Raw genomic sequence first — 26,601 nt, 5'->3', positions numbered from 1 at the left:
GACACTTCTCGCCATGGGACGGGAACACACGCGCGACGGTGACGCGGTCGACGGCCATATCGGCGTCGCCTATCTGCGCTCGCTCGACCGGGTCCTGGCGGAAGCCGGCCTTTGCTTGGAAGACCTGCCGGGCGGGCCGGCGTTGCGGCGGGCGGCCGAAGGCGCCGTGGTGGTGCCGGTCACCGCCTGGCGCGAGGTGCTGCGCGCCGCCGCGGCCAGGCTGGGGCGGCCGGCACTGGGCCTCGACCTCGGCCGGGCCTTCCGCATGGCGAGCCTGGGTCCCCTCGGTTACGTCCTGCAATCCAGCGCCACCCTTGCCGCCGCCCTGGTCCGGCTGCAGCATTACGAGCGGCTGGTGAACGACATCAACCGCCTGGACTGGCGGATCGAGGGCGACGAGGCCGTGCTCGAATGGGGGGCGGAGCGCGGCCGGCCGGGCGCCCTGGTCGACGAGGCGGCGATCGCCACCCTGGTCGAGGCGACGCGGCAGATCCTGGGCCGGCCCGACCTCGCCCTTTCGGCGGTCGATTTCGTCAATCCGGTGCCGGACGACCTCGGTGCTTATGAGGCCTTCTTCGGCTGTCCCCTGCGCTTCGGCCAGGCACGCACGCGAGTGCGCTTCCCGGCCGCGATCCTGGCGGCGCCCCTCGCCCAGTCCGACGCAGATCTGGTCGAGCTCCTGGCGAGCCAGGTTGAAACCCTGCTCGCCCGCCTGCCGGTGGAGGCGGATGTGGTGCAGCGGGTGCGCCGCGCCCTCGCCCGGCAATTGCCGGAGGCGGGCGCCGGCCTCGAATCCGTGGCGGCCGCTCTCGGCCTTTCGCCGCGCACCTTGAACCGCCGGCTCGAGGCGGCGGGCAGCAGCTTCCGGGCGCTCCGCGAAGACACGCGCTATCGCCTGGCGCAGGATTATCTCGGCGATCCGCGCCTCACCCTGGTCGACATCGCGGGCCTGCTCGGCTTCTCGGAACAGAGCGCCTTCACCCGTGCTTTCCGGCGCTGGGCCGGCGTCGGCCCCCTCGCCTGGCGCCGGCAGACCCGCAAATTGCGATAGCCGACGGGGATCGGGCATCGGCTATGATCGGCCGATCAAGGACTGCCGCCGGACCGCCCCATGGCCTCTTCGCATCACGACCACGATCACGATCACGATCATGAACACGACCACGCCCATGATCGCGGCCACCATGGCCATCATCATCACGGCGATCCGAACGACCACGGGCGGGCCTTCATCGTCGCCATCGTGCTGAATACCGCCTTCGTCGGTATCGAATTCACCTATGGCCTGCTCGCCTCCTCGACCGCCCTGATGGCCGACGCGGGACACAATCTGTCGGACGTGCTGGGCTTGCTGGTCGCCTGGGGGGCGGCACTCCTGGCCAAGCGGACGCCGAGCGAGCGCTTCACCTATGGCCTGCGCAGTTCCTCGATCCTGGCCGCCCTCGCCAATGCCGTCTTCCTGCTGATCGCCTGCGGCGGCATCGCGGTCGAGGCGGTGCAGCGCTTCCTGGCGCCGCCCCCGGTCGAGGGCCTGACGGTGACCCTGGTCGCCGGGGCGGGGATCGTGGTGAACGGCATCTCGGCCTGGCTCTTCGTCGCCGGATCGAAGGGTGACCTCAACATCCGCGGCGCCTATCTGCATATGGCGGCGGATGCCGCGGTCTCGCTCGGCGTCGTCATCGCCGGTCTCGCCATCATGGCGACCGGCTGGTTCTGGCTCGATCCGGTGATCAGCCTGGTGATCGTCGCGGTCATCGTCGCCGGTACCTGGGGCCTGCTGAAGGAATCCGTCGGCCTCGCCCTCTCGGCCGTGCCGCGCAATGTCGAGCTGGCGGCGGTGCGCGACTATCTGCGGGAATGCCCGGGGGTCTCCGGCATCCACGACCTCCATATCTGGGCCATGAGCACGACCGACAGTGCCCTGACCGCCCATCTGGTGATGCCGGACGGCTATCCCGGCGATGCCTTCGTGGACGAGGTGGCGCTGACCCTGAAGACGCGCTTCTCGATCGCCCATGTGACCCTGCAGGTGGAACAGGGCACGACGGAACATGTCTGCACCCTGCACGGCAAGGGCGTGGCGGCTTAGGTTTCGGGCCGCCCGACAAAAAGAAGCCCCGGCCGCGAGGGCCGGGGCGACCGGGTCGAAGAACGGCCGGCGTCAGGCCATGCGGCGGTCGCGCAGCACCCTGGAATAGAGGTGCCAGGTGGCGTGGCCCAGGATCGGCAGCACGACGGCGAGGCCGATGAAGCCCGCCAGCATGCCGATCGCGGTCAGCCCGCAGACGATGACGCCCCAAACCAGCATGACCTGCGGATTGCCGGTGACGGCGCGCAGGCTGGAGATCGCCGCCGTCACCACGTCGACGTCGCGGTCGAGCAGCATGGGCAGGGCGAAGACGCTGCAGGCGAAGATGGCGCCGGCGATGACGGCGCCGAAACCGATGCCGGTGACGGCGAAGAGGAAGCCGTTCCAGGTCGTCAGGGCATCGATCACCAGCGTGTCCAGGCCGATCGTCTCCATGCCGTAGAACAGACCGTAGATCAGGCTGGAGATCTTTTCCCAGCCGAGCGTGGCGATCAGCAACAGGAAGGCGGCCAGGGCGATCTGGGTGCCGCCGTGGCGGGCGAAGGACAGGATGACCTCGGTCCCCTCGATCTTCTCGCCGTCCTGTTCGCGCCGGCTGATCTCATAGAGGCCGAGGGCGGCGAAGGGACCGAACAGCAGGAAGCCGGAGAGCGCCGGGAACACCATGTGGCCCCAGCCGATCTCGAAACAGGCCCAGATCGCCACCAGCCCGACGGCGACATAGAACAGCCCGAAGCCCAGGCCGAAGACCATGTGGCGGCTGTAGTCGGCGAGCCCGTCGGCCAGGCTCTCCTTGATGTCGGTCAAGGTGATGCGGCGGACGGTCGGGGTGTGATCGTAGTCGGCGACGGTGGAAGCGAGTGGAGCCATGGACGTTTCCCTGTAAGCGATTTTTTGACGGTCGGACATTTTGTCGCATTTTCTCATCATCGTGCAGGATTCGCGGCCGCCGTCAACGGCCGCTTGACGTCGCGGAAAGGGAGTTGCCCCAAACCCCCGCCGATCCCATTGACTCGCTGCCCGGGCGGGACGATGATCGGAACATATCATGAACATCAATGCCATGAACCTGCACGACCTTCTCCGCCGCCGCATCGCCCGGATCGAAGGCCGGGGGGAATATTCCCTCCCCGCCGATCCAGGCCTGCGTACCCCGGCCCTCGCCGCCTTCGGCCTGTCCGCGCTGGACGAGGTCCTGGGCGGCGGGCTGGCCGCCGGCACCCTGCACGAGGTGGCGGGGCCGGCCGGGGCCGGGCTCTGCCTCCGGCTCGCGCCCGCCGCCAGGCCCCTGTTCTGGCTCGGGACCGAGGCGGGTTTCGCCACCGCCGGCCTGCCTCATGCCCCGGGGCTGGAAGGGCTCGGCCTCGATCTCCGCCGTCTCTTCTGCCTGGTCCTGCCGCGAGCGGAAGACGTGCTCTGGGCGGCGGAAGAAGCGCTGCGCTGCCGCGCCGTCGGTGCCGTGCTGGTCGAACTGCCGGGGCCGGGCAAGGCGGCCGACCTGACCGCGACCCGGCGCCTCTCCCTCGCCGCGCGGGACGGTGGCGGCTTCGCCTTCCTGGTCCGCCACCAGGCCACGGCCGAACCCTCCGCCGCCGCGACGCGCTGGACGGTGGCGCCGGTACCGGGGCCGGTGGACGGTTTCGGCGGCCTCGGCGAAACCGCCCTCGACCTCACCCTGACCAAGAACCGCCGCGGCCCCTGCGGCCGCTGGACCATCACCTGGAGGCGCGATGACCGGCGCTTCACCCTGGCGACCCCCGCCGACCCCGCGGCCGTCCCGCTCCGCCGCGCCGGTTGAGCGGCGCCATCTGGCGCTCTACCTGCCCCGCCTGCCGACCGACCGGATCGAGCGGACCGAGCGGGTGGAAACATCCCTGCCCCTGGTGCTGGCCGGGCGGCGCGGCCAGGCCCAGCGGCTGGTCGCGCTGAACGCCGCGGCCACCGCCCTGGGGCTCGTGCCCGGCCTCGGCCTCGCCGATGCCCAGGCGCGCTTTCCGGCCCTTCGCGTGCTGCCGGAGGATCCGGCGGCGGACGGACACCTGCTCGAGGCCCTGGCAGACCGGGCGGAACGCTGGACCCCCCTGGTGGCCCTCGACGCGCCCGACGGGCTGCTGCTCGACATCACCGGCTGCGCCCATCTCTTCGGCGGCGAGGCGGCACTGGCGACGGCAATCCGCCGCCATGTCGCGGGCCTCGGCTTTTCGGTCCGCGTCGCGGTCGCAGGCACGGTCGGCTGCGCCTGGGCGCTGGCCCGTTACGGCCGCCAGGCGATGGTGGCGGCGGGCGCGGAAGCGGCCCTGCTCGCCCCTCTGCCCCTGGCCTGCCTCCGCCTCGCCGGGGAGACCGTGGCCGGCCTCGCCGAAGCCGGGCTGGAGACGGTGGGCGACCTGATCGCCCGGCCGCGCGCGCCCCTGGCGGCCCGCTATGGCGCCGGCCTGCTGCGCCGCCTCGACCAGGCGCTGGGCGCGGTGGACGAGCCGATCTCGCCCCGCCGGCCGGTGGCCGACCATCTGGTCGAGCGCCGCCTGGCCGAGCCGGTCTCGCTCGAAACCCAGGTACTCGGCCTGATCGAGTGCTTGGGCGACAGCCTGGGCGCCGGGCTCGAAGCCGAGGGACGCGGCGCGACGCGGCTCGAAGCCAGCCTGTTCCGGGTCGACGGCGTGCAGCGTCGCCTCGCCGTCGGCGCCGGCCGCCCGCTCCGCCGGGGGGCGGAGATCGCCCGCCTCTTCGCCGAGCGCCTGGCGGGTGCGGGCGAGGACTGGGATGCCGGCTTCGGCTTCGACCTGATCCGCCTCGCCGCGGTCGAGACCGCGCGGCTGGCCCCGGAACAGCCCGATCTCGAAGCCGGTGCCGGGGTGGCGGCCGAAGCCGCCTTCGACCTGCTGCTCGACCGCCTCGGTGCCCGCCTCGGCCCGGATCGCCTGCGCCGCCCGGCCGCGGCCGACCGTCATCACCCGGAACGCGCTGCCGCTCTCGTCCCTGCCGGCGTCACCCCCGCCGGGGCGCCGCCGCCCGAGCAGGACAGCCGCATCCCCGCCCGCCCCTACCGCCTGCTGGCCCGGCCGGAGCCGGTCGAAGCCATGGCCGAAGTGCCGGACGGCCCGCCCCGGCGTTTCCGCTGGCGCGGCCGGCTGCACGAAGTGGCGCGGGCCGAGGGGCCGGAGCGGATCGCCCCCGAATGGTGGCGGACGGGGGGAGACGGCCCGACCCGCGACTATTTCCGCGTCGAGACGGCGGAGGGCGCCCGCCTCTGGCTCTACCGCGCCGGCCTCTTCGGCCAGGAGACCGAACGGCCGTCCTGGTACCTGCACGGTTTCTTCCTGTGAGCGCGCCGGGTTACGCCGAGCTGGCGGTGACGACCGCCTATTCCTTCCTGCGCGGGGCGTCGTCGGCGGACGAGCTGGTGCTGACCGCCAAGGCTCTCGGCCTTTCGGGGATCGGCGTCGCCGACCGGAATTCGGTCGCCGGCGTGGTGCGCGCCCATGTCGCCGCCAAGGAGGCCGGGCTTCGCCTCGCGGTCGGCGCCCGCCTGGTCTTTGCCGACGGTACGCCGGACATATTGGCCTATCCGGCCGACCGGGCCGGCTGGGGCCGGCTGTGCCGCCTGCTCAGCCTGGGCAAGGGCCGGGCCGGCAAGGGCGATTGCCAGATCGGCCTCGACGACCTGCTGGCTTGGATCGAGGGCCTGAACCTGATCGTGGTGCCGCCGCCCCTGCCCGACTATCCGGTGCTGGAACGGACGCTCGAACGCCTGCGCGGCCGGCCGCTCTGGCTCGGCGCGGCGATCACCTGGCGGGGCGACGACCACCGCCGCCTGGCCCGGCTGCGCGCGCTGGCGGTGGCCAAAGCGGTGCCCCTGCTGGCGCTCGGCGACGTGCTCTATCACGGCGCGGGCCGGCGCCCGCTGGCCGACGTGATGACCTGCATCCGCGAGCATGTCACGCTGGAGAATGCCGGCCGCCGGCTGGACGCCAATGCGGAGCGCCACCTGAAGGCGCCGGCCGAAATGGCCCGCCTGTTCCGCATGGCCCCCGAGGCGGTCGGGGAGTCCCTGCGTTTCCTCGACGCCTGCCGCTTCTCGCTCGACGAATTGTCCTACGAATATCCGGACGAGATCCTGGAAGGTTACCCCGATGCCCAGTCGGCGCTGGCGGCCCTGGCCTTCGAGGGCGCGAAGCGGCGCTATCCGGACGGCGTGCCGGACAAGGTGACGGCGGCGCTGGAGCACGAGCTGGCGCTGATCGGCAGGCTCTCCTACGCGCCCTATTTCCTGACCGTGCATGACATCGTGCGCTTCGCCAGAAGCCAGGACATCCTGGCCCAGGGGCGCGGTTCGGCGGCCAATTCGGTGGTCTGCTACTGCCTCGGCGTGACCGAGGTGAACCCGCAGGAGGTCGACCTCCTGTTCGAGCGTTTCGTCAGCGAGGAACGGCGCGAGCCGCCCGATATCGACGTCGACTTCGAGCACGAGCGGCGCGAGGAAGTGATCCAATATATCTATGCGCGTTACGGCCGCGAGCGCGCCGGCCTGACCGCCACCGTGATCGCCTATCGCTCGCGCAGCGCCGTCCGCGAGGTGGGCAAGGTCTTCGGCCTCTCGGAAGACGTCGTCGGCCGCCTCTCCGGCACGCTGTGGGGTTGGAGCAGCAAGGGCGTCGATCCCGAGCATGTGGCGCGCGCCGGCCTCGACCCCTCGGACCCGCGCCTCACCCAGGCCCTGACCCTCGCCAGGGAACTGCTCGGCCTGCCCCGCCACCTGTCCCAGCATGTCGGCGGCTTCGTGATCACTCGGGGGCGGCTCGACGAACTGGTGCCGATCGAGCCGGCGGCGATGGAAGGCCGCACGGTGATCGAATGGGACAAGGACGATATCGACGCGCTGCGCATCCTCAAGATCGACGTCCTCGCCCTCGGCATGCTCTCGGCCGTGCGCCGGGCGCTCCATCTGCTGCGGGACCATTACGGCATGAGCCCGGAAATGGCGGCGATCCCGCGCGAGGAGACGGCGGTCTACGACATGCTGTGCGCGGCGGATTCCGTCGGCGTCTTCCAGGTCGAGAGCCGGGCGCAGATGACCATGCTGCCGCGCCTCAAACCCCGCCACTATTACGACCTGGTGATCGAAGTGGCGATCGTGCGCCCCGGGCCGATCCAGGGCGACATGGTGCATCCCTACCTGCGCCGCCGGAACGGCCAGGAGAAGGTCGACTACCCGGGGCCGACCGAGGGCGATCCGGACGAGTTGCGCAAGGTCCTGGAAAAGACCTGCGGCGTTCCCCTGTTCCAGGAACAGGCGATGCGGATCGCCATCGTCGCGGCGAAATTCTCGCCGAGCGAGGCGGACCAGCTCCGCCGCGCCATGGCGACTTTCCGGCGCACCGGCACGATCCATCTCTACCGCGACAAATTCATCGAGGGCATGGTCGTCCGCGGTTACCCGCGCGATTTCGCGGAACGCTGCTTTTCCCAGATCGAAGGCTTCGGCGACTACGGCTTCCCGGAATCCCATGCCGCCTCCTTCGCCCTGCTGGTCTATCTCTCGGCCTGGATCAAGTGCCGCTATCCGGATGTCTTCGCCGCCGCCCTGCTGAACAGCCAGCCCATGGGCTTCTATGCCCCGGCCCAATTGGTGCGCGACGCGGCCGAGCACGGCGTCGAAATCCGCCCGGTCGACATCAATGCTTCGCATTGGGACAACGGGCTGGAGCCGGGTGGTCAGGGCACCGTGCATCCCCGCTTCGCCGCCCGCACGGGCGAGATCAGGGCGCACCACGCGCTCCGTCTCGGCTTTCGCCAGATCGACGGCTTCCGCGAGGCCGATGCCGCCTTGATCGCCGGCAAGCGCGGGGCGGGCTATGATTCGATCCGCGACCTCTGGCTGCGCACCGGCCTTGCCCCTTCGGTACTCGAACGGCTCGCTCTGGCCGACGTCTTCCGTTCCCTCGGGCTCGACCGGCGCGATGCGCTCTGGGCCGTGAAGGGCCTGCGCCGGGCCGGCGACAAGGACGACCTGCCCCTGTTCCGCCTGGCCGCCGAAGCCCCGGTGGAGCCGGACGCCCATCTGCCGCCCCTCACCCCGGGTCAGCAGGTGATCGAGGATTACCGCTACCTGAATCTTTCCCTGAAGGCCCATCCGGTCGGCTTCCTGCGCCCGAAACTGGCGGCAATGGACGTCACGCCGAACGGCCGTCTGGCCGGCCTTCGCGATGGCAAGCGTCTCACCGTCGCCGGCCTCGTCCTGGTGCGCCAGCGCCCGGGCACGGCGAGCGGCGTGATCTTCATGACCCTCGAAGACGAGACCGGCATCGCCAATATCGTGGTCTGGCCCAAGGTCTTCGAGCAGTTCCGCCCAATCGTCATGGGCGGCCGCCTGGTCACCGTGACCGGCCGCCTGCAATCGGCCGAAGGCGTGATCCATGTCGTCGCCGAAACCATCCGCGACCAGGGCCCCCTCCTCGCCGGCCTCGGCCGCCGCGAAACGCAGGAAGTCATTCCCAAGGGGCGCAATTTCCAATAGATTTCCCGAAACAATTATTCGCCAAGATTGTCCTTTTCCGCGGCCGGCACCGCCGGCAAGGAGGCGGTCAATGATCAGACGCATCCTCGAACGGCTCGGTCTGTCCGGGCGAAAGCGGCGCCCGACGCCGTTTGACGAGATCGTCGTTCGCATGGTGGAGAACGAGATCGAGACCTTCGAAAGGCAGATCGCGGCGCGGGAGGCCGGCACGCCCTATGTCCTGCTGGCTCCCGCCGTCCCCTTGCCGGCTTCATCGCCGGCCGGCTGGTTCGGTGGGGCACCCGATCTGCCGGAAGACGTTCCCTGGCCCGATCATGACGGTGAGCCGCTCCGTTTCGCCTGCCAGATCGATCTGGCCGCGCTGCCGGCGGATCTCTGGGGCGGGCTCGGGCCGCGTCACGGCTGGCTCGCTGTGTTCTTCCATCCGGACGACGTGATCTGCAGGGTGCTTCATGTTGACGGCGCCGTGCAGACGCGCGAAGGGCCGCCCCAAAAAGACGCCTCCTGGTTCCAGCCCCGGCCCAGTCAAGCCGGCGGTCCCGTCCCGGACTATTCGCCCCGGTGGCCCATCGTCGCCACGTGCCGCACCGGTGATCTCCCGCCGCACCTGATGCGGCGCAAGGGCTATGTTCCCGATTGCCCCGACCCGCGCGAAGCCGAGATCCCCGACCTGACCGATCCCGCCTATCAACCCTTCGACGCGGCGACGCTGACAGCACTTCTCGAGGCCGTCGGGAAGGACATCGACAAGGATCGGCGGACGATCTTGGCTCTCCTCGCCAAGACGCTCCGCGACGGCGACCGCACGACATTGTTCAGGATGCAGGACGCCAGCCGGGATGCTGCGACACAATTCGCCGCCATCCGGGCGGAGCTCTCCCCCTTCGAGCAGCGCTTCGACCTCACCGAGGTCCGGCGGCGGGTGCCCCTGATCGCCGCCCTACCGGCTTTTCGAGTCACCTATCAGGATAACGACAAGGAAGGTTACGCCGCCCTCGATCTCGCCACCCGGACGATTGCTGCCGCCCTGAAGGAGGGGCGCCGCCCTCTGTGGTATTTCGACTATCGGGCGCAGCTCCATCGAGACGCGATCCACGCCTATACCCGGCGACCCGAGGCCCTGCCGGAGGCGCTGCGCGCCCACATGGAGGCGATCTGGCGTTTCGACGCCCTGCATGAGCAGGCCGGCATGGGACATGCCCCGTGCCGCCATCTCTATACGCCCTATGGGCAGGACACGCCGAACGAGCTGTTGCTGGAACTGCCGTCGAGCGAACTGGTGGGCTGGGCCTGGGGCGATCTCTATTCGATCGCCCTGTTCATCGACCGCGGCGATCTCGCCCGCGGCAATTTCGACGACGTAACCTGCGAAATATCGAATTAGCCTTGATCGAGCACCTTGTAGAAGAAGGTCGTCTCGGCGAGCGGGCCGTCCGGCTTGTGGGAATGGCCGGGGACTTGGCCGAAGGCGGTCCAGCCGCAGGCGCGGTAGAGGTGGTCGCCGGCGCTGCCGCTCTCGGTATCGAGCATTAGGAGGCTGCGGCCGGCGGCGCGGGCGGCGGTTTCTGCGGCACCCAGCAGACGGCGGCCGAGGCCCTGGCGGCGCTGGCTGGAATGGACCAGCATCTTGCCGACCTCGGCCCGGTGCGGCGCGTTCGGCTGAGGCGCGAACATCAGCATCACCGTGCCGACGATGCGGCCGCCCGCCTCGGCGACGAGCAGGTGCTTTTCGCCCGCCGCGAGGCCGGGCAATTGGCCGCGCCAGAAGCCGGCGGCGTCTTCTGCCGTGAGGCCGGCCATGAAATTGACCGAGGCGCCGTGCTCGACGGCATCGCGCAGCACGGCAGCCAGTTCGGCCAGACGGGCTTCGGCCTCGGCGGCGTCGAGCCTGCGGATCATGGTCATGGCCGGCCCCCTGCCCGGTTCAGGATCACGGCATAGCGGACCGGCCGTTCGGTCGGATTGTGGAAACGGGTCGGCAGGTCGAGACGCATGAAGAGGCAGTCGCCCGCTTCGAGCCGGAAAGTCTCGTCACCCGTGCCCATGTCGAGCGTGCCGTCCAGCACCCAGACATATTGCTCCATCCCCGCGAGACGCTGGTTCTCGAAGGCGACGGTGGCACCGGGCGGAAATTCGACCTCGACCAGATCGACAGGCGAGCCGGTGCCGGCGGGCGAGACGTTGCGGCGGAGATAGCCTGAGGCGGGATCGCGCCAGGTCTTCTGCCCGGCCCGGCGCGAGAGCGGACCGGACGGCCCCTCCGCCTCGGCGAAGAGGGCGGACAGGGTGGTGTCGAGCCCGCCGCAGACTCTGCCGAGGAGCTGCGCGGTCGGGCTCGATTCCCCCCGCTCCACGCGGGACAGCATGGCGCGGGAGACGCCCGCAGCCTCCGCCAGGCCGTCGAGGGTGAGACCCCTCGCCTGGCGGAGGCTGCGGATGCGGGCACCGATGCGGCGGTCGAGGTCGTCGGAACTCATATATGCAGAATAGATTCCACTATCATGGAAATCAACTGCCGCCCCGCCGCAGATTATGGGGCCGAGGAGACGAGGCATCGGCGGATCGATACGCAGGTCCGCCGATGCCTCGAGTGTCGTGCCGGAGGCAGGCGCCAGCCCCCGGCACGACCGCCCTTACGCCGCTGCTTTGGCGCCTTTGACCGGAAGCGGCTCGTCCAGCTTCTGCCAGTCGATCAGGATATCGCCCGCCTCGTTCTCGTATTTGAGGGCGCCGATCGCCTCGTATTTCGGCCGCACCTTGTCGGTCAGCAGGCCGACGCGCTTGAAGTTGGGCATCAGCCGCTCGAACAGCAGGTGCTGGAACACCGCGGTGATGTGGCTCTTCAGGATGTGTTCGCGGCAGGCGTCGACGTCGAAGCCGTATTCGCGGGCGACATCCATGCCGAACAGGCGGTCGCGCATGATCAGGCTGGCCTGATAGGCGAATTCGGCGCGGTCTTCGATCTCTTCCTCGGGCAGGGTCTTGATCCAATCTTCGAGGTAGTTCACGCCGAAGGCGACGTGACGGCCCTCGTCCCGCATGACGAGTTCGACGACCTGCTTCAGCAGGGGATCGCGCGTCGTCTGGGTCATGGTGCCGAAGGCGGCCAGCGCGAGCCCTTCGATGATGAGCTGCATGCCGATGAACTTGAGGTCCCAGCGCTTGTCTTCGAGGACCTTGTCGATCAGCGCCTTCAGGTTCGGGTTGATCGGATAGAGCCGGCCGCAGTGCTTGCGCAGATACATGTTGAAGGCTTCGACGTGGCGCGCCTCGTCGAAGGTCTGGCTGGAAGCATAGAGCTTGGCGTCGGCGGTCGGCGCGCAGGAGACGAGCTGCGAGGCGACCAGCATGGCGCCCTGCTCGCCGTGCAGGAACTGGGCGACGGTCTGGGCATGGGCCTTCCAGGCGAAGCGGATCTTCTCGTCTTCCGGCAGCGCCTCATATTCGGGATAGCCGCCGAAGGGCAGCGTCGCCGGCTCCATCGGATAGTCGGAATAGTCGACCGGGGCGTCCCAGTCGACGTCCAGCGTGGCGTTCCAATTGTGCCGCTTGCCGAGCTCGTAGAGCTTGCGGATCTTGGCATTGGCGCTGTCGTAATCCCAGTTGTAGGAACCGGTCAGCGGGGTGTGGAAGATTTCGCGGATCGTCTCCACGTCTTCCGGCGTCAGCTTCGCCACCATCTCGTCGTCGGCGAAATTCTCCCGCACGGTCTGCGGCGGCTGGTCCACAAGCTGAACTCGCATCTCTCATCCTCCCGTTATTGGCCCGTCCTGGGCTTCGGATAGAAGAATGCGAGGGGCGCTCACATGCATTGAGCCAGATCAATCGAACTGACTATTTGTCAGTTTCCTCTGCTGGTCGTCGGAAGGCGAGCGCGGCCACCATACAGGCCAGCACCGCGAGCCAGATCAGCCGGCTCTCGTAGCGGTCGTGCGGGTTCGAGAGAATGCCGCAGATCGCGGCATTGCCGACCAACGCCGTGAAGGTGAAGGCGGAGAAGCGCGCGACGCCTTCCCGTCCGCTGCGGAAGCCGAAGACGGCGATCAGCGGCAGCGCCAGCCAGGCGGCATAGCCGACGGGCACATGGACATCGTTGAAAAGGTCGAAGGGAATCTTGCCCTTGCGCTGCTCTGCCGCCTGGAAACCCGCCAGGTCCTCGGGCCGATAGGTCTGGATCGCCCAGCGGGCGTGCCAATGATCGTCGTTCAGCCCGTCGCCGGTGCCGATCAGGCCGAGCTGGCCGACGAAGCTCTTCCATGCGGAAGAGAGATGCATCGTCGGATAGGCGCTGAGCGACGCCCGGGTGATGCGCGAGAGTTCGGGCCCCGCCGTCTCCCAGCCGCCGATCGCATAGAGCGGGCTGCCGCCCCACCAGAGGAAGGAATCGTTCGACATCTGGCGCCCGTCCGGCTCGTAGAGTTCGGCCTGGTGGTCGCACAGTTTCAGCGTGGGATCGGGACAATGGTCGGCCAGATAGCGGCTGGCGATGCCGTCCTGTACCAGGCGGCCGAACAGGAAGATGTCGCCGCCCGGGGTGAAGACGAATTTGTCGTAGAGTGCCCAATTGCTGGCCGGCACCAGGAAAGTGCCGAAACCGAGCGCGAAGACACCGCCGACGAGGCGGAGCCAAGTCCGCCGGCTCCAACCCGCCGAGCGCCGGGCCAGATGACCCAGGGCCGCGGCCAGGGCCACGAAGCCGACGAGGCCGACGAGCAGGCCGACGGTGCCGGTATGGCTGGCGGCGCCCAGCGCCACCATGGCGAACAGCAGGATCTGACGGCCCAGGCTCCGCCCCCGCCGGCCCTCGACCAGCAGGAACAGGGCGAGCACGGCGCAAGGCGCCAGGATGTCGGGCAGGAGCTGGGCCGCGTACCAGGAAATGCCGGTCACCAGGGCGAGCAGGATGGTGGCCCCACCGGCGAAAAGCACGGCATTGGCCCCGCGCAGGCCGAGCAGGCTGCGCCCGGCCTCGCCCACCACGGCGATCACCAGGAGGCTTTGCGCGACGATCGCCGGCCAATAGGCGAGGCCGAGGTGCAGGCCCTCGATGAACAGGCCGTAAGGCGTGGCGCGGCCGTTGCCCGGTTCCGTCTCGTACCAGCGGGCGAGATAGCCGCCGGTGTCGTGGAAGGTGATGGGGAACCCGTTCCAGATCGCGGGTGCCAGCAGGGCCAGGAGAGCCAGGACGAGGGAGAGGACGGCGAGGACGATACGCATGATCTCGAGGCTACCGAATCTTGAGCTACTGGTTGCACGGTGGCCGTCGAGCACCATCGATCGGGTGTCGGACCTGGTAAGGAAACCCCTGCAACTCTTCCCTGTTCCACTTCGATGCTTTTCGTTCGAGCGGTCGCTTGCCAAACTGCGACACCAAATGGGGCGAGTCGCCCGCAAGGACCGGGCGCCGGCGATGAGTGTCAACGCGCATGATGTCCCCAGCATCCTGATACTCCTCGCGGTGGCAGTGCTGGCGGCAACTTTTCTGGGCCGCCTTCGGGTGCCGCCCCTGCTCGCCTATATCGCCTCGGGCCTCGCGATCGGGCCGTCGGGCCTCGGCCTGGTGACCGACACTGAAGCGCTGAAGGGCCTGGCGGAACTGGGCGTCGTCTTCCTGCTCTTCGCCATCGGCCTCGACCTGCCGCTGAACCGGCTGACGGCGATGCGCCGCTTCATCTTCGGCCTGGGCACGGCGCAGGTGGTGGGCACGCTGCTGGTCATCGCCCTCTGCCTTTCGCTGGTGCCGCTGCTGGACGGCACCGGCTTTTCGACCGGCACGATCATTGCGATCTCGGGCGGCCTCGCCCTGTCGTCGACGGCGACCGTGGTCCGCGTGATGGTCGAGAGGCACGAGACGGTGACGCGCTTTGGCAGGGCGACGGTCGCCGTCCTGCTGCTCCAGGACCTCGCGGTGGTGCCGCTCCTCTCGCTGATCGGCGTGCTCGCCTCGCCCCAGGGCGAGGTCGATCTCTGGGCCGGCCTGTTCGGCCTGGTCAAGGGTGTCGGCGCCATCGCGGTGATCCTGTTCGGCGGACGCTTCCTGCTGCGCCGCCTGTTCCGGCTGGTCGCGGATTCGCATCAGCCGGAACTGTTCACCGGACTCTGTCTGCTCGTCGTGCTCGGCCTCGGCCTGCTGGTCGAGCTGGCCGGCATGTCGATGGCGCTGGGCGCCTTCCTGGCCGGCCTGGCGCTGGCCGACACGCCCTATCGCCACCAGGTCGATGCCGACGTCGAGCCTTTCCGCGGCCTGCTGCTCGGCCTCTTCTTCGTCAGCCTGGGCATGGCGCTCGACCTGAAGCCGCTGTTCGCGGCACCGGGCCTAGTGCTCGGCCTGACCGTCGCCCTGATCGTCATCAAGGCGGCGGTGGCCGGCGGCCTCGGCTATGTCTTCGGCCTGCCCGCGGCCTCTGCCGTCAGGGTCGGCACGCTGCTCGCCCAGGCGGGCGAATTCACCTTCGTGGTGGCCAACCTGGCACGCGGCAGCGGGCTGATGTCGGCCGAACTCGCCTCCGTCGTCGCCATCGTGGCCGCGCTCAGCCTGGCGGCGACGCCCTTCGTCATCGCCCTCGGCGGCTGGATCGGCGGCAGGGTGGAAGATCTGACGCGGGATCCCTCGATGTCGCCTCACATGCCGCCGGAGACCGTTTCGCCCGTGCTGATCGCCGGCTTCGGCAGAGTCGGCCGCACGGTCGCCGAAGTGATGATGGCGAACGACCTGCCCTATGTGGCGCTCGACGTCTCGACCCAGGCGGTCGCGGCAGCAAGGAAGGCCGGCTACGACGCCTATTACGGCGACTGCCGGCTGCCGGCGGTGCTGCGCTCGGTCGGCATTGCGCGGGCGAGCCTGGTCGTCATCGCGCTCGACAATGTCCCGGCCAGCCTGGCGACGCTCCAGGCGGTGCGCCAACTCGTGCCCGACATGCCGGTGATCGCCCGCGCCCATGACCTCACCTCCGCCCGCAACCTGCATGGCGCCGGCGCCACCGAAGTGGTGCCCGAGGCGATCGAGGCGAGCCTGCAGCTCGCCGGCAGCGCGCTCCGCCACCACGGCCGCGACGCCCAGCAGGTCGAGGACTGCCTCGCCGCCTTCCGCACCAAGGCCGAGGAATCGGCTTCCGCCCGCCAATAGGCGCCGCTCAGGCGCGGGCCACGCCGGCGCGGACGATCGCCACCAGATCCTCGGGCCGGCCCGCGATCCGGGCGATCACGGTCGCTCCTTCGATCAGGGCCAGGACTTCCCGCGCGCGGACGGCCGCGGCCTCGGGCCCGGCGGCGGCGAAACCCTTTGCCAGCCGGGCGAGCCAACTCGCCACTGCCGCCTGCAAGGCAGCCGCGATCGGTTTCGAGCCAGGCACGGCCTCGGCCGCCAGCACGGTGACCAGCGAGCCGCGCATGCTCTCGGCATGGGCGAGGCCGAGGGCGGCGTGTTCGGCGAAGCCGACCGCCATGGCGGCCCCGTCGGCCCCGGCGGCCAGCAGCGCGTCGAGATAGTCGTTCACCTCGCCCGCCAGCCAGTCCACGGCGGCGACCGCCAGCTCTTCCTTGCCGTCCGGGAAATGGTGGTAGAACGATCCCTTGGGTGCGCGCGAGCGCGCCAGGATCGCGGCGACGCCGGTGCCGTGGTAGCCCTGGGCCTGGAACAGGTGCACCCCGGCCCGCAGGATGCGCTCGCGCGTCGGCCGATCGCCGGTGCCGTCTGCTGTTTGTCTCTCCGCCATGGTGACGAGGCTAGTGCATCTTCCGGCCGCGGGGAATCCGCTCAGGCTGCCACCCGCTCAGGCCTCGACCCGCTCAGGCCTCGACCCGCGCGATCGCGGCCAGGGCGGTGGCGACCAGGCGGCTGTCGTCGCCGGTCTCGGCGAAGATGTCGGCCCTGACCGTCAACTGCCGCCGCCCGTTCTTCAGGACCCGGCCCTTGGCACGCAGCCGCTCGCCCCGCGCCGGGGCGATCAGATGCAGGCTGTAGTTGGCGGTGACGACGTCGCCGGCCACGCTGGCGGCGGCCCAGGCGCAGGCGTTGTCCGCGGCGGCGCCGACCACGGCACCATGGGCGAAGCCGTGATGCTGGGTCAGTTCCGGCCGCAGATGGATCAGCAGCTCGGATTCGCCCTGCCAGCAATGCAGCGGTTCCGCCCCGAGCAAGGTCGAAAAGCCGGAGCCGAGCACGGAGCGCTTCAGGAGCGCCAGCATCGCCGCCGGGTCGTTGGGCATGGGTCGATCGGTCATGGATGTTTCTCCCTGGTCCGCCACCAGACTAGACCAATCGGTCTAGAGGCCGCAAGACCCAACGCAGGCGGCCGACGCGGGCGGCGTCAACCGAGTTCGACGACCATGCCGTCGTAGGCGGGTTCGACGCCGTCCGGCAGTTCGGCCCGCAGGGTGGCGTAGTCCATTTCCCAGGTCATATGGGTCAAGATCGCGCGCTCCGGCTTCAGGCGGGCGATCCAGCCGAGCGTCCGCTCGAGATGGGCGTGGCTCGGGTGCGGCGTATGGCGGAGTGCGTCGACGATCCAGACCTTCACGCCATCGAGAATGTCGAAGGATTCGTCCGGCAGGCCATTCAGGTCGGTCGAATAGGCGACCGGGCCGAAGCGGAAGCCCAGGGATTCGATGTCGCCATGGATCTGGCGGAACGGCACGACGTCGATCCCGGCGAGTGTGAAAGGCCCGCCGATCTCGTGGCCTTCGCAGATCGCGGGATAGCCGCCGTTGCCCTGGAAAATATAGGAGAAGCGCCGGCTCAGCGTGCCCAGCGTGCGTGGGTCGGCATAGACCGGCACGCGCTGGCGCATCACCCCGGCGATGCCGCGCAGGTCGTCGATGCCATGGCAATGGTCGGCATGGTCGTGGGTGAAGAGCACGCCGTCGAGCCGCTGCACGCCGGCCGAGATGCATTGCTCGCGGAAATCGGGCGATGTATCGACGACGAGAGAGGCCGGTCCCTGCTCGACCAGGATGGAGACGCGGCGGCGCCGGTTCTTCGGCTCGGCCGGGTCGCAGCGGCCCCAGTTGCCGGTGATCGACGGCACCCCGCCCGAGGTGCCGCAGCCGAGCACGGTGACCTTCATCGCCTCTCTCATGCCGCGGCCAGGGCGGCCGCGACATCGGCCTTGGTGAACAGGCGGCGGAAATTGGCGGTGGTCAGTTCCGCCAGCGCTTCCGGCGACATACCCCTTGCTGTGGCGACCACGCGCGCCGTGTCGGCGACAAAGGCCGGTTCGTTCCGCCGGCCCCGATGCGGCACCGGGGCGAGATAGGGCGAATCCGTCTCGACCAGCAGGCGCTCGGCCGGCACCTCGGCCGCGATCTCGCGCAAGTTCGCGGCATTCTTGAAGGTGACGATGCCGGAGAAGGAAATCGACAGGCCGAGGTCGAGGGCGGTGCGGGCCAGTTCGGCGCTCGAGGTGAAGCAGTGGATCAGGCCCGGAAAGGCGCCCTTCCCCATCTCGTCGCGCAGGATTTCCGCCGTATCGTCGTCGGCGTCGCGGGTGTGGATGATGATCGGCAGGCCGGTTTCCCGCGCCGCCTGGATATGGGCGCGGAAATTGGCCTTCTGCGCTTCGCGCGGGGCATGCTCGTAGAAATAGTCGAGGCCGGTCTCGCCGATCGCGATCACCTTGGGGTGGCGGCTCAGCTCGACCAGGGTGCGGGCCTGGACGTCGGGCTCCGCCTCGGCCTCGTGCGGGTGGATGCCGACCGAGGCCCAGACATTGGCGTAACGCTCCGCGACCGCGATCACCCGTGCGGATTTCGCCAGCGTGGTGCCAATGGTCAGCATGGCGCCGACCCCGGCGGCCCGGGCGCGGGCGACCACGGCGTCGAGCTCGCCCTCGAAATCCGGGAAATCCAGGTGGCAGTGGCTGTCGATCAGCATCAGGCCGTGGCCTCCGCCTCCACGTAACGCGGGAAGACACCCTGCGGCGCCGGCAGCGGCCGGCCGGGGACGAGGCGGCCATGGGTGCCGAGCGAGGCGAAGTCCCGCGCCTCTTCCGGCACGGCGAGCTGGTCGAGCAGGCGGGCGGCGCTGGCCGGCATCACCGGCTGGGCCAGGATGGCGATCTGGCGGATCGCCTCGGCCGTGACATAGAGCACGGTTTCCATGCGCGCCGGATCGGTCTTCTTCAGCGCCCAGGGCGCCTCGCCCGCGAAATAGCGGTTGGTGTCGGCGACGCAGGCCCAGATCGCGGCCAGCGCCGCATGGATCTCCTGGCGTTCCATGGCGGCCTTGGCGACGGCATAGAGACCGTCCGCCTGGTCGAGCACGGCGCCGTCGGCCTCGGAAAGCTGGCCGGCATGGGGCACCTTGCCGCCGACGTTCTTGGCGATCATGGAGAGCGAGCGCTGCGCCAGATTGCCGAGGTCGTTGGCGAGATCGGCGTTGATCCGGTTGACGATCGCCTCGTGGCTGTAGTTGCCGTCCTGGCCGAAGGGCACTTCGCGCAGGAAGAAGTAACGCACCTGGTCGAGCCCGTAGGTGTCGACCAGGCTGAAGGGGTCGATCACATTGCCGACCGACTTCGACATCTTTTCGCCCCTGTTGAACAGGAAGCCATGGGCGAAGACGCGCTTCGGCAGGGCGATGCCGGCGGACATCAGGAAGGCCGGCCAATAGACCGCGTGGAAGCGCACGATGTCCTTGCCGATGACATGGACCGAGGCGGGCCAGAAATGCCAGAGTGGCGAACCCTCGTCCGGATAGCCGACGCCGGTGATGTAATTGGTCAGGGCGTCGACCCAGACATACATCACATGCTTCGGATCGCCGGGCACCGGAATGCCCCAGTCGAAGGTGGTGCGCGAGACCGAGAGATCCTTCAGGCCGCGCTTCACGAAGCTGACCACCTCGTTCCGCCGTTCGGCCGGGCCGATGAAATCGGGGTTCGCCTCGTAATGCGCGAGCAGGCGCTCCTGATAGTCGGACAGGCGGAAGAAATAGCTCTCCTCCTCCACCCATTCGACCGGGGTGCCCTGGGCGCCGTAGCGGACGCCGTCGGCCCGGACCTCGGTCTCTTCCTCGGTGTAATAGGCTTCGTCGCGGACCGAGTACCAGCCGGAATAGACATGCTTGTAGATATCGCCGGCGGCGACCATGCGTTCCCAGATCTGTTGGACCGAACGGTGGTGCCGGGGTTCGCTCGTGCGGATGAAGTCGTCGTTCGAGCAGCCGAGCATCGTCACCATGTCCTGGAAACGAGCCGAATTCCGGTCGGCCAGTTCCTGGGCGGTCATGCCTTCGCGCCGCGCCGTCTGCAGCATCTTCTGACCGTGTTCGTCGGTGCCGGTCAGGAAATAGACCTCGCGCCCGTCGAGGCGCTGGAAGCGGGCGAGCGCATCGGTGGCGATCGCCTCATAGGCATGGCCGATGTGCGGCACGCCGTTCGGATAGGAAATCGCCGTCGTGATGTAGAACGGATCGGAATCGGCCATTCGGAACTCCAGGGGGCCAGGCGGACGCGGGGTCAGGGACTACCCTGCCGGCCGGTTCGCTCGATCATGCCGAGGGCGGCGACGAGGACCTGCCGTCGGTCGAGATTGACCGCCTCGGCGCGCGCGGCCAAGGCGTTGATCTTCTCCCATACCTCGCCCCAGCGTTCAAGCCGCGCACTATGGGCAAGCGCCTGCATTGCTGCCGCTTCGCCCGGCACCGCCTCGGCGATCGCCCCGGTGACGCCGAGGCGGACCATGCGGGTCAGCCAGAGGCCGATCAACTCGAAGGTCAGGCGGAACAGGTCGCCCCCTTCCCGCCCGGCGAAGCGGTCCGCCAGGTCGCCCACCGCCTTGATGTCGAGCGCCTGATGGCGGCCGAGCGGTGCCAGAAGGTCGCCGATCGCCCGGTATTGCTTGAGCCCGCCCGCCGCCTGAAGGGCGAGCGCCCGGCCCGGGCTGCCGTCGGCCAGCCGGCACAGGCCGTCGACCTCGCCCGCCGTCACGTCCGGGCGGAGGCGGGTCACGATATCGGCGACCTGTTCGTCCGCCAGCGGGCGCAGCGCCAGCCGCCGGCAGCGCGAGCGGATGGTGGGCAGCAGGCGGCCCGGCGCATGGGCGACGAGCAGGAGAATGCTCCGCGGCGGCGGCTCTTCCAGGAGCTTCAGCAAGGCGTTGGCGGCGTTCCGGTTCATCTCGTCGATCGCGTCGATCACCGCGACGCGAAAGCCGCCCTCCGCCGGGGTCATGGCGAAGAAGGAGGCGAGATCGCGCACCTGGTCGACCACGATTTCGTCGCGCAGCGCCTTGGTGCGCGGATTCTCCTCCCGCTCCAGGGTGACGAGGTCGGGGTGGGAGCTGGCGGCGATCCGCCGGAATACGGATTCTTCGGGATCGACGAAGAGGCTGGTCGGCCCGGCACCGAACATGTCGGTCGCGCCGCCGGTGCCATGGGCGAAGAGATAGCGGGCGAAGCGATAGGCCAAGGTCGCCTTGCCGATGCCGCGCGGCCCGGTGATCAACCAGGCGTGATGCAGCTTGCCCGACCGGGCGGCGTCGAGCAGCGTCGCCTCGGCCTCGGCGTGGCCGACCAAGCCCGCCGTCGCACGCGGCAACGGCAGGGCCGGGACTTCGGCGTCGGCCTTGGCCATGGTCAGCCCAGAACGCCGAGCACGGCCGCCAGCGCCTCGGCCTTGACCGTCTCCGGCGTCGCCGTGGCATCGATCACCCGCGCCCCGGGACCGGCCGCCGCGGCGAGGTCGAGGAAAGATTGGCGGACGCGGCGATGGAAATCGAGGTCCAGGCCCTCGAAACGCCCCTCGTCTACCCCCTCGCTGCCGAGGCGGGCGAGGCTGCGGCGCAGCCCGATTTCCGGCGGCACGTCGAGCACCAGGGTGAGATCGGGCCAGAGGTCGTTCAGGGCGCGACGGTGCAGATCGAGGATCAGCTCGCGGTCGAGCCCCCGTCCCGCCCCTTGATAGGCCAGCGTCGAGCCGGCATAGCGGTCGGAAATCACGATCCGCCCTGCCGCCAGGGCCGGGCGGACGACGCGGGCGACATGCTGCGCCCGATCCGCCGTCATCAGCAGGAGTTCGGCCTCCGGCGTCCAGTCGAAGCCCTCGCCGGCGAGCAGCAGGCGGCGCAATGCCGCCCCTTCCGGCGTGCCGCCCGGCTCCCGCGTGGTGACGACGTCGCGGCCGCGGGCGCGCAGCTCGGCCGCCAGGAAGGCGATGGTTCCGGTCTTGCCGGCCCCTTCCCCGCCCTCGAGGACGATGAAGCGCCCGCCCGTCACTAGCTGGCGTCGCCCGACAGGAGATAGCGGAACGAGCCGAAGATCCGCCCGATCACACCTTGGCGCGGTACCTCCTTGGCGGCCACCAGGGGCACGCTGATGACCGGCATGTTGGGCGCCGTGATCTCGAGCGACGCGATCTGCTGACCGGCCGCGATCGGGGCCGGGATCGGCCCGTCATAGACGACCTTCACCACCATGGCGGCACGGTCGACCCGGCGCAGCGTGACCTGGGCGTCGGCCGCCACGGTCAGGGGCACGCTGTCCTCCTCGCCCTGCCAGACCTTGGCGTCGGCCAGGGCCTCGCCCTTCTTGGCCATCGTGTAGGTCTGGAACTCGCGGAAGCCCCAATCCATGATGCGGGCGGATTCCTGCGCCCGTTCCTTCATGCTGTTCAGCCCGTTGATGACCAGCAGCAGGCGCCGCCCGTCACGCTTGGCCGAGCCGACCAGGCCGTAGCCGCCGTCCTCGGTATGGCCGGTCTTCAGCCCGTCGGCGCCGGGGAAGCTGGTCAGCAGCGGGTCGCGGTTCTGCTGGTTGATGTTGTTGTAACGGAACGAGGTTTCGGAAAAGAGCGGGTAATACTGCGGGAAATCCTCGATCAGATGTTCCGCCAGCACTGAAAGGTCGCGCGCGGTCATGCGGTGGTCGGGGTCGGGCCAGCCGCTGGCATTCTTGAAGGTGCTGCTCTTCAGGCCCAGTTCCTTGCCCTTGGCGGTCATCTGGGCGGCGAAGGCTTCCTCGGTCGACGCCAGGCCCTCGGCCACCACGACGCAGGCGTCGTTGCCGGACTGCACGATGATGCCGCGGATCAGATCGCTGACGGCCACCCGCTCGCCCACCTTGACGAACATCTTGGAGCCGGCCATGCGCCACGCCCGCTCGGAGACCGGCAGCGTGTCTTCCATCTTGATGGCGCCCTTGGCCAGCTTCTCGAACAGGATGTAGATCGTCATGAGCTTGGTCATGGACGACGGCGTCATCAGCTCGTCCGAGTTTTTCTCGAACAGGACGGTATGGGTCGAAAGGTCGATCAGGATCGCTTCCCGTGCCGGGGTCTCCAGCGCTTCGGCCCGCGCTGCGGCGGGGGCGAGGACGGCGAGCACCAGGACGGCGGAGAGCAGAGGCAGGAATCGACGCAGGAACTGCGGCATGGCTGAAATCTCCGAAATCGTCATTCGACGACGATGCGGGCGCCGGTCTCACCCGACGCGATGATCTGATCCAGGATGCTGTCGGCCTGGTCCACATTGGCGATCGGGCCGACCCGCACGCGATAGAACAATTGGCCGTCGATCGTCGCCTGGGCGATGAAGCTCCGCCCGTAACGGGCCAGCCTGTCGCGCAGGCGCGACGCATTGTTGAGCTGCAGGAAGGCGCCGGCCTGAACATAGATCGCGGTCGGCCTGACCGCCACCGTGGTCACCACCGGGGGCGGCGGCGCGGTCGGTGCGGCGGCGACCAGCGGCCCGGTCGAGGGTGGCGTGGCCGGCCGCGGCGCCGGGCCGGCGGTGCCGCGCGCCCCGCTCGGCGGGGCCAGCGGCGTCGCGGTGACCGTGCCCACGGGGGCTGCCGCTGCGGCCGTCCGCTCCTCCGGCGTCGTACTGGCGGGCGGCAGGGTGCCGCCGCCGCCCGGCCGGCCGCTCTCGTCCACCACCTGAACGCGGACCCGGGCCGTGCCCTGGCGATCGAAGCCGAGCAGTTGGGCCGCCCGGCGCGACAGGTCGATCAGGCGTTCGTTCACGAAGGGGCCGCGGTCGTTGATGCGCACGATCACCGAACGGCCGTTTTCGAGGTTGGTGACACGGGCATTGACCGGCAGTTGCAAGGTCTTGTGCGCCGCCGTCATCGCGTTCATGTCGTAGGTCTCGCCGACCGCCGTCTTCCGCCCGTGGAAAGGCTCGCCGTACCAGGACGCGATGCCCGTCTCGTCATAGTTCCAGTCGGTCTTCGGATAGTACCAGACGCCGTTGATCTGATAGGGCTTCAGCACGGCCTGGACGACGCCCGGCCGGGTCGTCGCATTGCTGTTGCTGCTGCTCGAGCAGGCACCGAGGGCGGCGGCCGCGAGCAATAGCGCCAGGGCGGGCGAACGGATGAGGCGGGCGGCGGTCACGCGCGGGCTCCGATGGGCGGTCGTGGCGGTCCGGGACTCGGCAGCGCCTACTGCATATTGTGACCCAGGCCGGGAAAGCCTCAACATCCTAGTTGCCCCCGCCGATCCGATCGGCCAGCGACAGCACCGAGGTGGCGAAATAGGTCGACTTGTTCCAGCGCATCACGACGCGGAAATTGTCGTAGACCAGGAAGTAGCGCGCCCCGTCCCCGGGGTTGATCAGCGAGGCGGAAAGATCGGCCACCGGCAGCGGGCTGCCGTCGGCTTGGCGGATGCCGAGGGCCTTCCATTCGGCCAGGCTCTTCTTCACTTGGAGCCCGAGGTTGGATTTCGCCAAGCCAGCCCCAGGATTCGCCGGCCTTCCAGCCGTTCTGCTTCAGGTAGTTGGCGGCCGAGCCGAAGACATCGGCCCTGGTCGCCCAGATGTCGCGGTGGCCGTCGCCGTCGAAATCGACCGCCCATTTGAGATAGCTCGACGGCATGAACTGGCATTGCCCCATGGCGCCTGCCCAGGAGCCGACCAGCTTGTCCGTGCCGAAGCCTTCCTGGTCCATGATGCGGAGCGCATTGGTCAGCTCGTCGCGGAAGAAGGCGGCGCGTCTGCCCTCATAGGCCAGGGTGGCGAGCGAGCGGACGATCGAGAATTTGCCCATATTGGCGCCGAAGCCGGATTCGACGCCCCATAGCGCCACCACGACCTTGGCCGGTACGCCGTAAGTGGCGGCCACCGAATCGAGCATCGCCCGATTCTCCTCGAGCAGGGCGCGGCCGCGCTTGACCCTGACGTCGGTCACCGTATTGGCGAAATAGCGCTCGAAGGTGATGGTGCCTTCGGGCTGCTTGCGGTCGAGCTCGACCACCCGGTCGTTCGGCGTGATGCCGACGAAGGCGCGGGAGACCGTGGCCTGGCTGATTCCCTTGCCCAGCGCTTCCGCCTTGAAATCTTCGAGCCAGGCTTCGAAGCCCGCGTCGGCCAGCGGCGGCGGGTTTTCGGAGGTCACCGGTGCGGGTGTCGCCGGGCGGCGTGCGGCCGGCTGGCCGGCGCAGGCGGTCAGGCAGAATGCCAAAAGAAGGAGCCAGGGGCCGTGGCGGCGCGGCCCGGTCGTGACCTCGGTTATCATTTCGTCGCTCGAATCGCTGTTCCTTCCTGTTTGCCATACCCTGGCCGCCAGGGCCATGGTGTGGGGCCAGGGGAACGCCGGACGAGGATGACATGCCAAGCCTGACCGAAGGGCTCGACAGCCTGCTGCGCCAAAAGCCGATCAACGAAGACGATCGCCGGGCCGCCGCCCTTTTCGCCCTCGATGCGATCGCCAATGCGCTCGCCGGGCGCAACACCGAAGCGGGCCGCATCCTGGCCGCGCATGCCGGGGCGGAACCGCGCGACAGCGCCGGCAAGGCCTTCGTCATGGGCGCCATGACCCATATCCTCGAAGTGGACGACCTGCACCGCGCGTCCGTCGTGCATCCGGGCTGCGTCGTGGTGCCGGCGGCGCTCGCCCTCGGGGCCCGGCTCGATGTGCGCGGCCATGCCTTTCTCGATGCCGTGCTCTGGGGTTTCGAGGCGGCCTGCCGGATCGGCAGCGCGGTCGGCCCGGCGCATTACCGGATCTGGCACAATACCGCCACTTGCGGCCCCTTCGGCGCTGCCGCCGCGGCCGGCCGCCTGCTCGGGCTGGGATCTGGCGCCATGGTCGACGCCTTCGGCAATGCCGGCAGCCAGGCCGCCGGCCTCTGGCAGTTCATCGAGACCGGGGCGATGACCAAACATCTCCACGCCGGCCATGCCGCCAGCGCCGGCGTCACCGCCGCCGATCTCGCCGCCCGCGGCTTCTCCGGCCCGCCCGCCATCCTCGAAGGCGCCAGGGGCTTCTTCCGCGCCACCTGCCCCGACGCGCAGCCGGACGCGGTGCTGGCCGAGCCGGATGCGCCCTGGGCGCTGCGCCGGACATCGATCAAGCCCTGGCCCTGCTGCCGCCATACCCATCCCGCGATCGACGCCGCCCTCGAACTGGCGCCCAAACTCGAGGGCCGGACGATCGAGCGGGTCGAGGTCGAGACTTACGGCGCCGCCCTCGACGTCTGCGACAGGCCGGAGCCGCAATCGCCCTATGAGGCGAAATTCTCGCTCCAACACACGGTCGCCGCCGCCCTGGCCGACGGCAAGGTCGATTTCGACAGCTTCGAGGCCCCGGCCCGCGAAGCGCACGCGCCCCTCCGCCCCCGCATCGGCATCACGCTCGGCGACAATTATGCCGCCGCCTATCCCGCCGCCTGGGGCAGCGCCGTCACCGTCTCCCTCGAAGGGGGCGAGCGCCTGGCCGCTGCCCGCACCCACGCCAAGGGCGATCCGGAAGCCCCCCTCGACCAGGACGAAATGATCGCCAAGGCGCGGATGCTGATGCAGAAGGCCAAGATCGGCCCGGCCCTGGCCAACCGCCTGATCGTCGGCCTGCTCGCCTTCGCCGAGGACGGCCCCCTGCCCGACCTTTCGCCCTTCTTCGGTCTGGCGTGACCCGAACCGGTTGCGCGCCCGCCCGCGCCAAGGCTAAAAGGGCGCACCGGATGGGTGGCCGAGTGGTTTAAGGCAGCGGTCTTGAAAACCGCCGTGGGGCAACTCACCGTGGGTTCGAATCCCACCCCATCCGCCATTTCAGTCCTTGAGT

Annotated in this window: 22 protein-coding genes, 1 tRNA gene and 1 pseudogene; 9 read left to right on the top strand and 15 right to left on the bottom strand. The window is 69.4% G+C overall.

Annotation, left to right across the window (positions count from 1 at the left end; translation table 11 throughout):
• A partial coding sequence (locus WC493_RS15225; RefSeq protein WP_373066382.1) for an AraC family transcriptional regulator occupies nucleotides 1-1,051 on the top strand: 1,051 nt, incomplete at its 5' end.
• 60 nt (nucleotides 1,052-1,111) lie between these two features.
• Entirely contained in the window at nucleotides 1,112-2,089 is a 978-nt protein-coding gene (locus WC493_RS15220; RefSeq protein WP_373066381.1) for a cation diffusion facilitator family transporter, read from the top strand.
• 72 nt (nucleotides 2,090-2,161) lie between these two features.
• On the opposite strand, the gene WC493_RS15215 is transcribed toward WC493_RS15220, so the two are convergent.
• On the bottom strand, nucleotides 2,162-2,959 hold the full coding sequence (locus tag WC493_RS15215; RefSeq protein ID WP_373066380.1) for a DUF2189 domain-containing protein: 798 nt from the start codon (nucleotides 2,957-2,959) through the stop codon (nucleotides 2,162-2,164).
• A 178-nt stretch (nucleotides 2,960-3,137) separates the two neighbouring features.
• Here WC493_RS15215 and WC493_RS15210 point away from each other — a divergent pair, with 178 nt between their 5' ends.
• The 4 genes from WC493_RS15210 to WC493_RS15195 all read left to right on the top strand — a co-directional run bounded on the left by WC493_RS15210 (nucleotide 3,138) and on the right by WC493_RS15195 (nucleotide 9,990).
• Nucleotides 3,138-3,887, top strand: a complete 750-nt coding sequence (locus tag WC493_RS15210) for an ImuA family protein (RefSeq protein WP_373066379.1) — start codon at nucleotides 3,138-3,140, stop codon at nucleotides 3,885-3,887.
• On the top strand, nucleotides 3,820-5,415 hold the full coding sequence (locus tag WC493_RS15205; RefSeq protein ID WP_373066378.1) for a DUF6504 family protein: 1,596 nt from the start codon (nucleotides 3,820-3,822) through the stop codon (nucleotides 5,413-5,415). The genes WC493_RS15210 and WC493_RS15205 overlap by 68 nt, the downstream gene beginning before the upstream one ends.
• Nucleotides 5,412-8,606 carry an error-prone DNA polymerase gene (locus WC493_RS15200; RefSeq protein WP_373066377.1) on the top strand — a complete coding sequence of 1,065 codons (3,195 nt, stop codon included), beginning with the start codon at nucleotides 5,412-5,414 and terminating at the stop codon, nucleotides 8,604-8,606. The genes WC493_RS15205 and WC493_RS15200 overlap by 4 nt, the downstream gene beginning before the upstream one ends.
• Nucleotides 8,607-8,676: 70 nt before the next feature.
• On the top strand, nucleotides 8,677-9,990 hold the full coding sequence (locus WC493_RS15195) for a DUF1963 domain-containing protein (RefSeq protein ID WP_373066376.1): 1,314 nt from the start codon (nucleotides 8,677-8,679) through the stop codon (nucleotides 9,988-9,990).
• Here WC493_RS15195 and WC493_RS15190 read toward each other — a convergent pair.
• The 4 genes from WC493_RS15190 to WC493_RS15175 form a co-directional block, all read right to left on the bottom strand.
• Entirely contained in the window at nucleotides 9,987-10,511 is a 525-nt protein-coding gene (locus tag WC493_RS15190; RefSeq protein ID WP_373066375.1) for a GNAT family N-acetyltransferase, read from the bottom strand. The two genes, WC493_RS15195 and WC493_RS15190, sit on opposite strands and share 4 nt — an antisense overlap.
• Entirely contained in the window at nucleotides 10,508-11,083 is a 576-nt protein-coding gene (locus WC493_RS15185) for a helix-turn-helix domain-containing protein (protein ID WP_373066374.1), read from the bottom strand. The genes WC493_RS15190 and WC493_RS15185 overlap by 4 nt, the downstream gene beginning before the upstream one ends.
• Nucleotides 11,084-11,239: 156 nt before the next feature.
• Nucleotides 11,240-12,349, bottom strand: coding sequence for a ferritin-like domain-containing protein (locus WC493_RS15180; RefSeq protein WP_373066373.1), 1,110 nt, complete (start codon nucleotides 12,347-12,349; stop codon nucleotides 11,240-11,242).
• Nucleotides 12,350-12,440: 91 nt separating this feature from the next.
• Entirely contained in the window at nucleotides 12,441-13,823 is a 1,383-nt protein-coding gene (locus WC493_RS15175) for a hypothetical protein (protein ID WP_373066372.1), read from the bottom strand.
• A 193-nt stretch (nucleotides 13,824-14,016) separates the two neighbouring features.
• Between WC493_RS15175 and WC493_RS15170 the strand changes: the two genes are divergently transcribed.
• Nucleotides 14,017-15,732: a cation:proton antiporter gene (locus tag WC493_RS15170; RefSeq protein ID WP_373066371.1), complete on the top strand. Its 1,716-nt coding sequence runs from the start codon at nucleotides 14,017-14,019 to the stop codon at nucleotides 15,730-15,732.
• Between the two features lie 7 nt (nucleotides 15,733-15,739).
• On the opposite strand, the gene WC493_RS15165 is transcribed toward WC493_RS15170, so the two are convergent.
• From WC493_RS15165 to WC493_RS15120, 10 genes and pseudogenes are all read right to left on the bottom strand, one after another.
• On the bottom strand, nucleotides 15,740-16,321 hold the full coding sequence (locus WC493_RS15165; protein WP_373066370.1) for a TetR/AcrR family transcriptional regulator: 582 nt from the start codon (nucleotides 16,319-16,321) through the stop codon (nucleotides 15,740-15,742).
• Between the two features lie 73 nt (nucleotides 16,322-16,394).
• Entirely contained in the window at nucleotides 16,395-16,829 is a 435-nt protein-coding gene (locus WC493_RS15160; protein ID WP_373066369.1) for a PaaI family thioesterase, read from the bottom strand.
• A gap of 86 nt (nucleotides 16,830-16,915) precedes the next feature.
• Nucleotides 16,916-17,671: an MBL fold metallo-hydrolase gene (locus tag WC493_RS15155; RefSeq protein WP_373066368.1), complete on the bottom strand. Its 756-nt coding sequence runs from the start codon at nucleotides 17,669-17,671 to the stop codon at nucleotides 16,916-16,918.
• Between the two features lie 8 nt (nucleotides 17,672-17,679).
• Complete coding sequence (locus WC493_RS15150; RefSeq protein ID WP_373066367.1) at nucleotides 17,680-18,477, bottom strand: TatD family hydrolase; 798 nt, start codon at nucleotides 18,475-18,477, stop codon at nucleotides 17,680-17,682.
• A complete protein-coding gene (metG, locus tag WC493_RS15145; protein WP_373066366.1) occupies nucleotides 18,477-20,030 on the bottom strand; it encodes a methionine--tRNA ligase in 1,554 nt (517 codons plus the stop codon). Before metG ends, WC493_RS15150 begins: the two co-directional genes overlap by 1 nt.
• A 32-nt stretch (nucleotides 20,031-20,062) precedes the next feature.
• Nucleotides 20,063-21,178: a DNA polymerase III subunit delta' gene (locus tag WC493_RS15140; RefSeq protein ID WP_373066365.1), complete on the bottom strand. Its 1,116-nt coding sequence runs from the start codon at nucleotides 21,176-21,178 to the stop codon at nucleotides 20,063-20,065.
• A 2-nt stretch (nucleotides 21,179-21,180) separates the two neighbouring features.
• Complete coding sequence (tmk, locus tag WC493_RS15135; RefSeq protein WP_373066364.1) at nucleotides 21,181-21,819, bottom strand: dTMP kinase; 639 nt, start codon at nucleotides 21,817-21,819, stop codon at nucleotides 21,181-21,183.
• A complete protein-coding gene (locus tag WC493_RS15130; protein WP_373066363.1) occupies nucleotides 21,819-22,973 on the bottom strand; it encodes a D-alanyl-D-alanine carboxypeptidase family protein in 1,155 nt (384 codons plus the stop codon). The genes tmk and WC493_RS15130 overlap by 1 nt, the downstream gene beginning before the upstream one ends.
• A gap of 20 nt (nucleotides 22,974-22,993) precedes the next feature.
• A complete protein-coding gene (locus tag WC493_RS15125; protein ID WP_373066362.1) occupies nucleotides 22,994-23,935 on the bottom strand; it encodes a septal ring lytic transglycosylase RlpA family protein in 942 nt (313 codons plus the stop codon).
• Nucleotides 23,936-24,023: 88 nt separating this feature from the next.
• A pseudogene (locus tag WC493_RS15120) lies at nucleotides 24,024-25,056 on the bottom strand (lytic transglycosylase domain-containing protein).
• Nucleotides 25,057-25,148: 92 nt separating this feature from the next.
• On the opposite strand from WC493_RS15120, the gene WC493_RS15115 reads away from it, so the two are divergent.
• A complete protein-coding gene (locus tag WC493_RS15115) occupies nucleotides 25,149-26,450 on the top strand; it encodes an MmgE/PrpD family protein (RefSeq protein ID WP_373066361.1) in 1,302 nt (433 codons plus the stop codon).
• A gap of 48 nt (nucleotides 26,451-26,498) precedes the next feature.
• A tRNA-Ser gene (locus tag WC493_RS15110) sits at nucleotides 26,499-26,586 on the top strand.
• Nucleotides 26,587-26,601: the final 15 nt, after the last annotated feature.

Source organism: Zavarzinia sp. (genome assembly GCF_041650655.1).
In the GTDB taxonomy this organism is placed as follows: Bacteria; Pseudomonadota; Alphaproteobacteria; order Zavarziniales; family Zavarziniaceae; genus Zavarzinia.
Note: the sequence above shows the minus strand (reverse complement) of the source record. Positions and strands in the feature narration are given on the sequence as shown.

What these genes read in the sequence shown, in the direction of transcription:
- WC493_RS15220 (WP_373066381.1), top strand. Translation starts at nt 1,112, where the DNA reads ATGGCCTCTTCGCATCACGACCACGATCACGATCACGATCATGAACAC.
- WC493_RS15215 (WP_373066380.1), bottom strand. Translation starts at nt 2,959, where the DNA reads ATGGCTCCACTCGCTTCCACCGTCGCCGACTACGATCACACCCCGACC.
- WC493_RS15210 (WP_373066379.1), top strand. Translation starts at nt 3,138, where the DNA reads ATGAACATCAATGCCATGAACCTGCACGACCTTCTCCGCCGCCGCATC.
- WC493_RS15205 (WP_373066378.1), top strand. Translation starts at nt 3,820, where the DNA reads ATGACCGGCGCTTCACCCTGGCGACCCCCGCCGACCCCGCGGCCGTCC.
- WC493_RS15195 (WP_373066376.1), top strand. Translation starts at nt 8,677, where the DNA reads ATGATCAGACGCATCCTCGAACGGCTCGGTCTGTCCGGGCGAAAGCGG.
- WC493_RS15190 (WP_373066375.1), bottom strand. Translation starts at nt 10,511, where the DNA reads ATGACCATGATCCGCAGGCTCGACGCCGCCGAGGCCGAAGCCCGTCTG.
- WC493_RS15185 (WP_373066374.1), bottom strand. Translation starts at nt 11,083, where the DNA reads ATGAGTTCCGACGACCTCGACCGCCGCATCGGTGCCCGCATCCGCAGC.
- WC493_RS15180 (WP_373066373.1), bottom strand. Translation starts at nt 12,349, where the DNA reads ATGCGAGTTCAGCTTGTGGACCAGCCGCCGCAGACCGTGCGGGAGAAT.
- WC493_RS15175 (WP_373066372.1), bottom strand. Translation starts at nt 13,823, where the DNA reads ATGCGTATCGTCCTCGCCGTCCTCTCCCTCGTCCTGGCTCTCCTGGCC.
- WC493_RS15170 (WP_373066371.1), top strand. Translation starts at nt 14,017, where the DNA reads ATGAGTGTCAACGCGCATGATGTCCCCAGCATCCTGATACTCCTCGCG.
- WC493_RS15165 (WP_373066370.1), bottom strand. Translation starts at nt 16,321, where the DNA reads ATGGCGGAGAGACAAACAGCAGACGGCACCGGCGATCGGCCGACGCGC.
- WC493_RS15160 (WP_373066369.1), bottom strand. Translation starts at nt 16,829, where the DNA reads ATGACCGATCGACCCATGCCCAACGACCCGGCGGCGATGCTGGCGCTC.
- WC493_RS15155 (WP_373066368.1), bottom strand. Translation starts at nt 17,671, where the DNA reads ATGAAGGTCACCGTGCTCGGCTGCGGCACCTCGGGCGGGGTGCCGTCG.
- WC493_RS15150 (WP_373066367.1), bottom strand. Translation starts at nt 18,477, where the DNA reads ATGCTGATCGACAGCCACTGCCACCTGGATTTCCCGGATTTCGAGGGC.
- metG (WP_373066366.1), bottom strand. Translation starts at nt 20,030, where the DNA reads ATGGCCGATTCCGATCCGTTCTACATCACGACGGCGATTTCCTATCCG.
- WC493_RS15140 (WP_373066365.1), bottom strand. Translation starts at nt 21,178, where the DNA reads ATGGCCAAGGCCGACGCCGAAGTCCCGGCCCTGCCGTTGCCGCGTGCG.
- WC493_RS15130 (WP_373066363.1), bottom strand. Translation starts at nt 22,973, where the DNA reads ATGCCGCAGTTCCTGCGTCGATTCCTGCCTCTGCTCTCCGCCGTCCTG.
- WC493_RS15115 (WP_373066361.1), top strand. Translation starts at nt 25,149, where the DNA reads ATGCCAAGCCTGACCGAAGGGCTCGACAGCCTGCTGCGCCAAAAGCCG.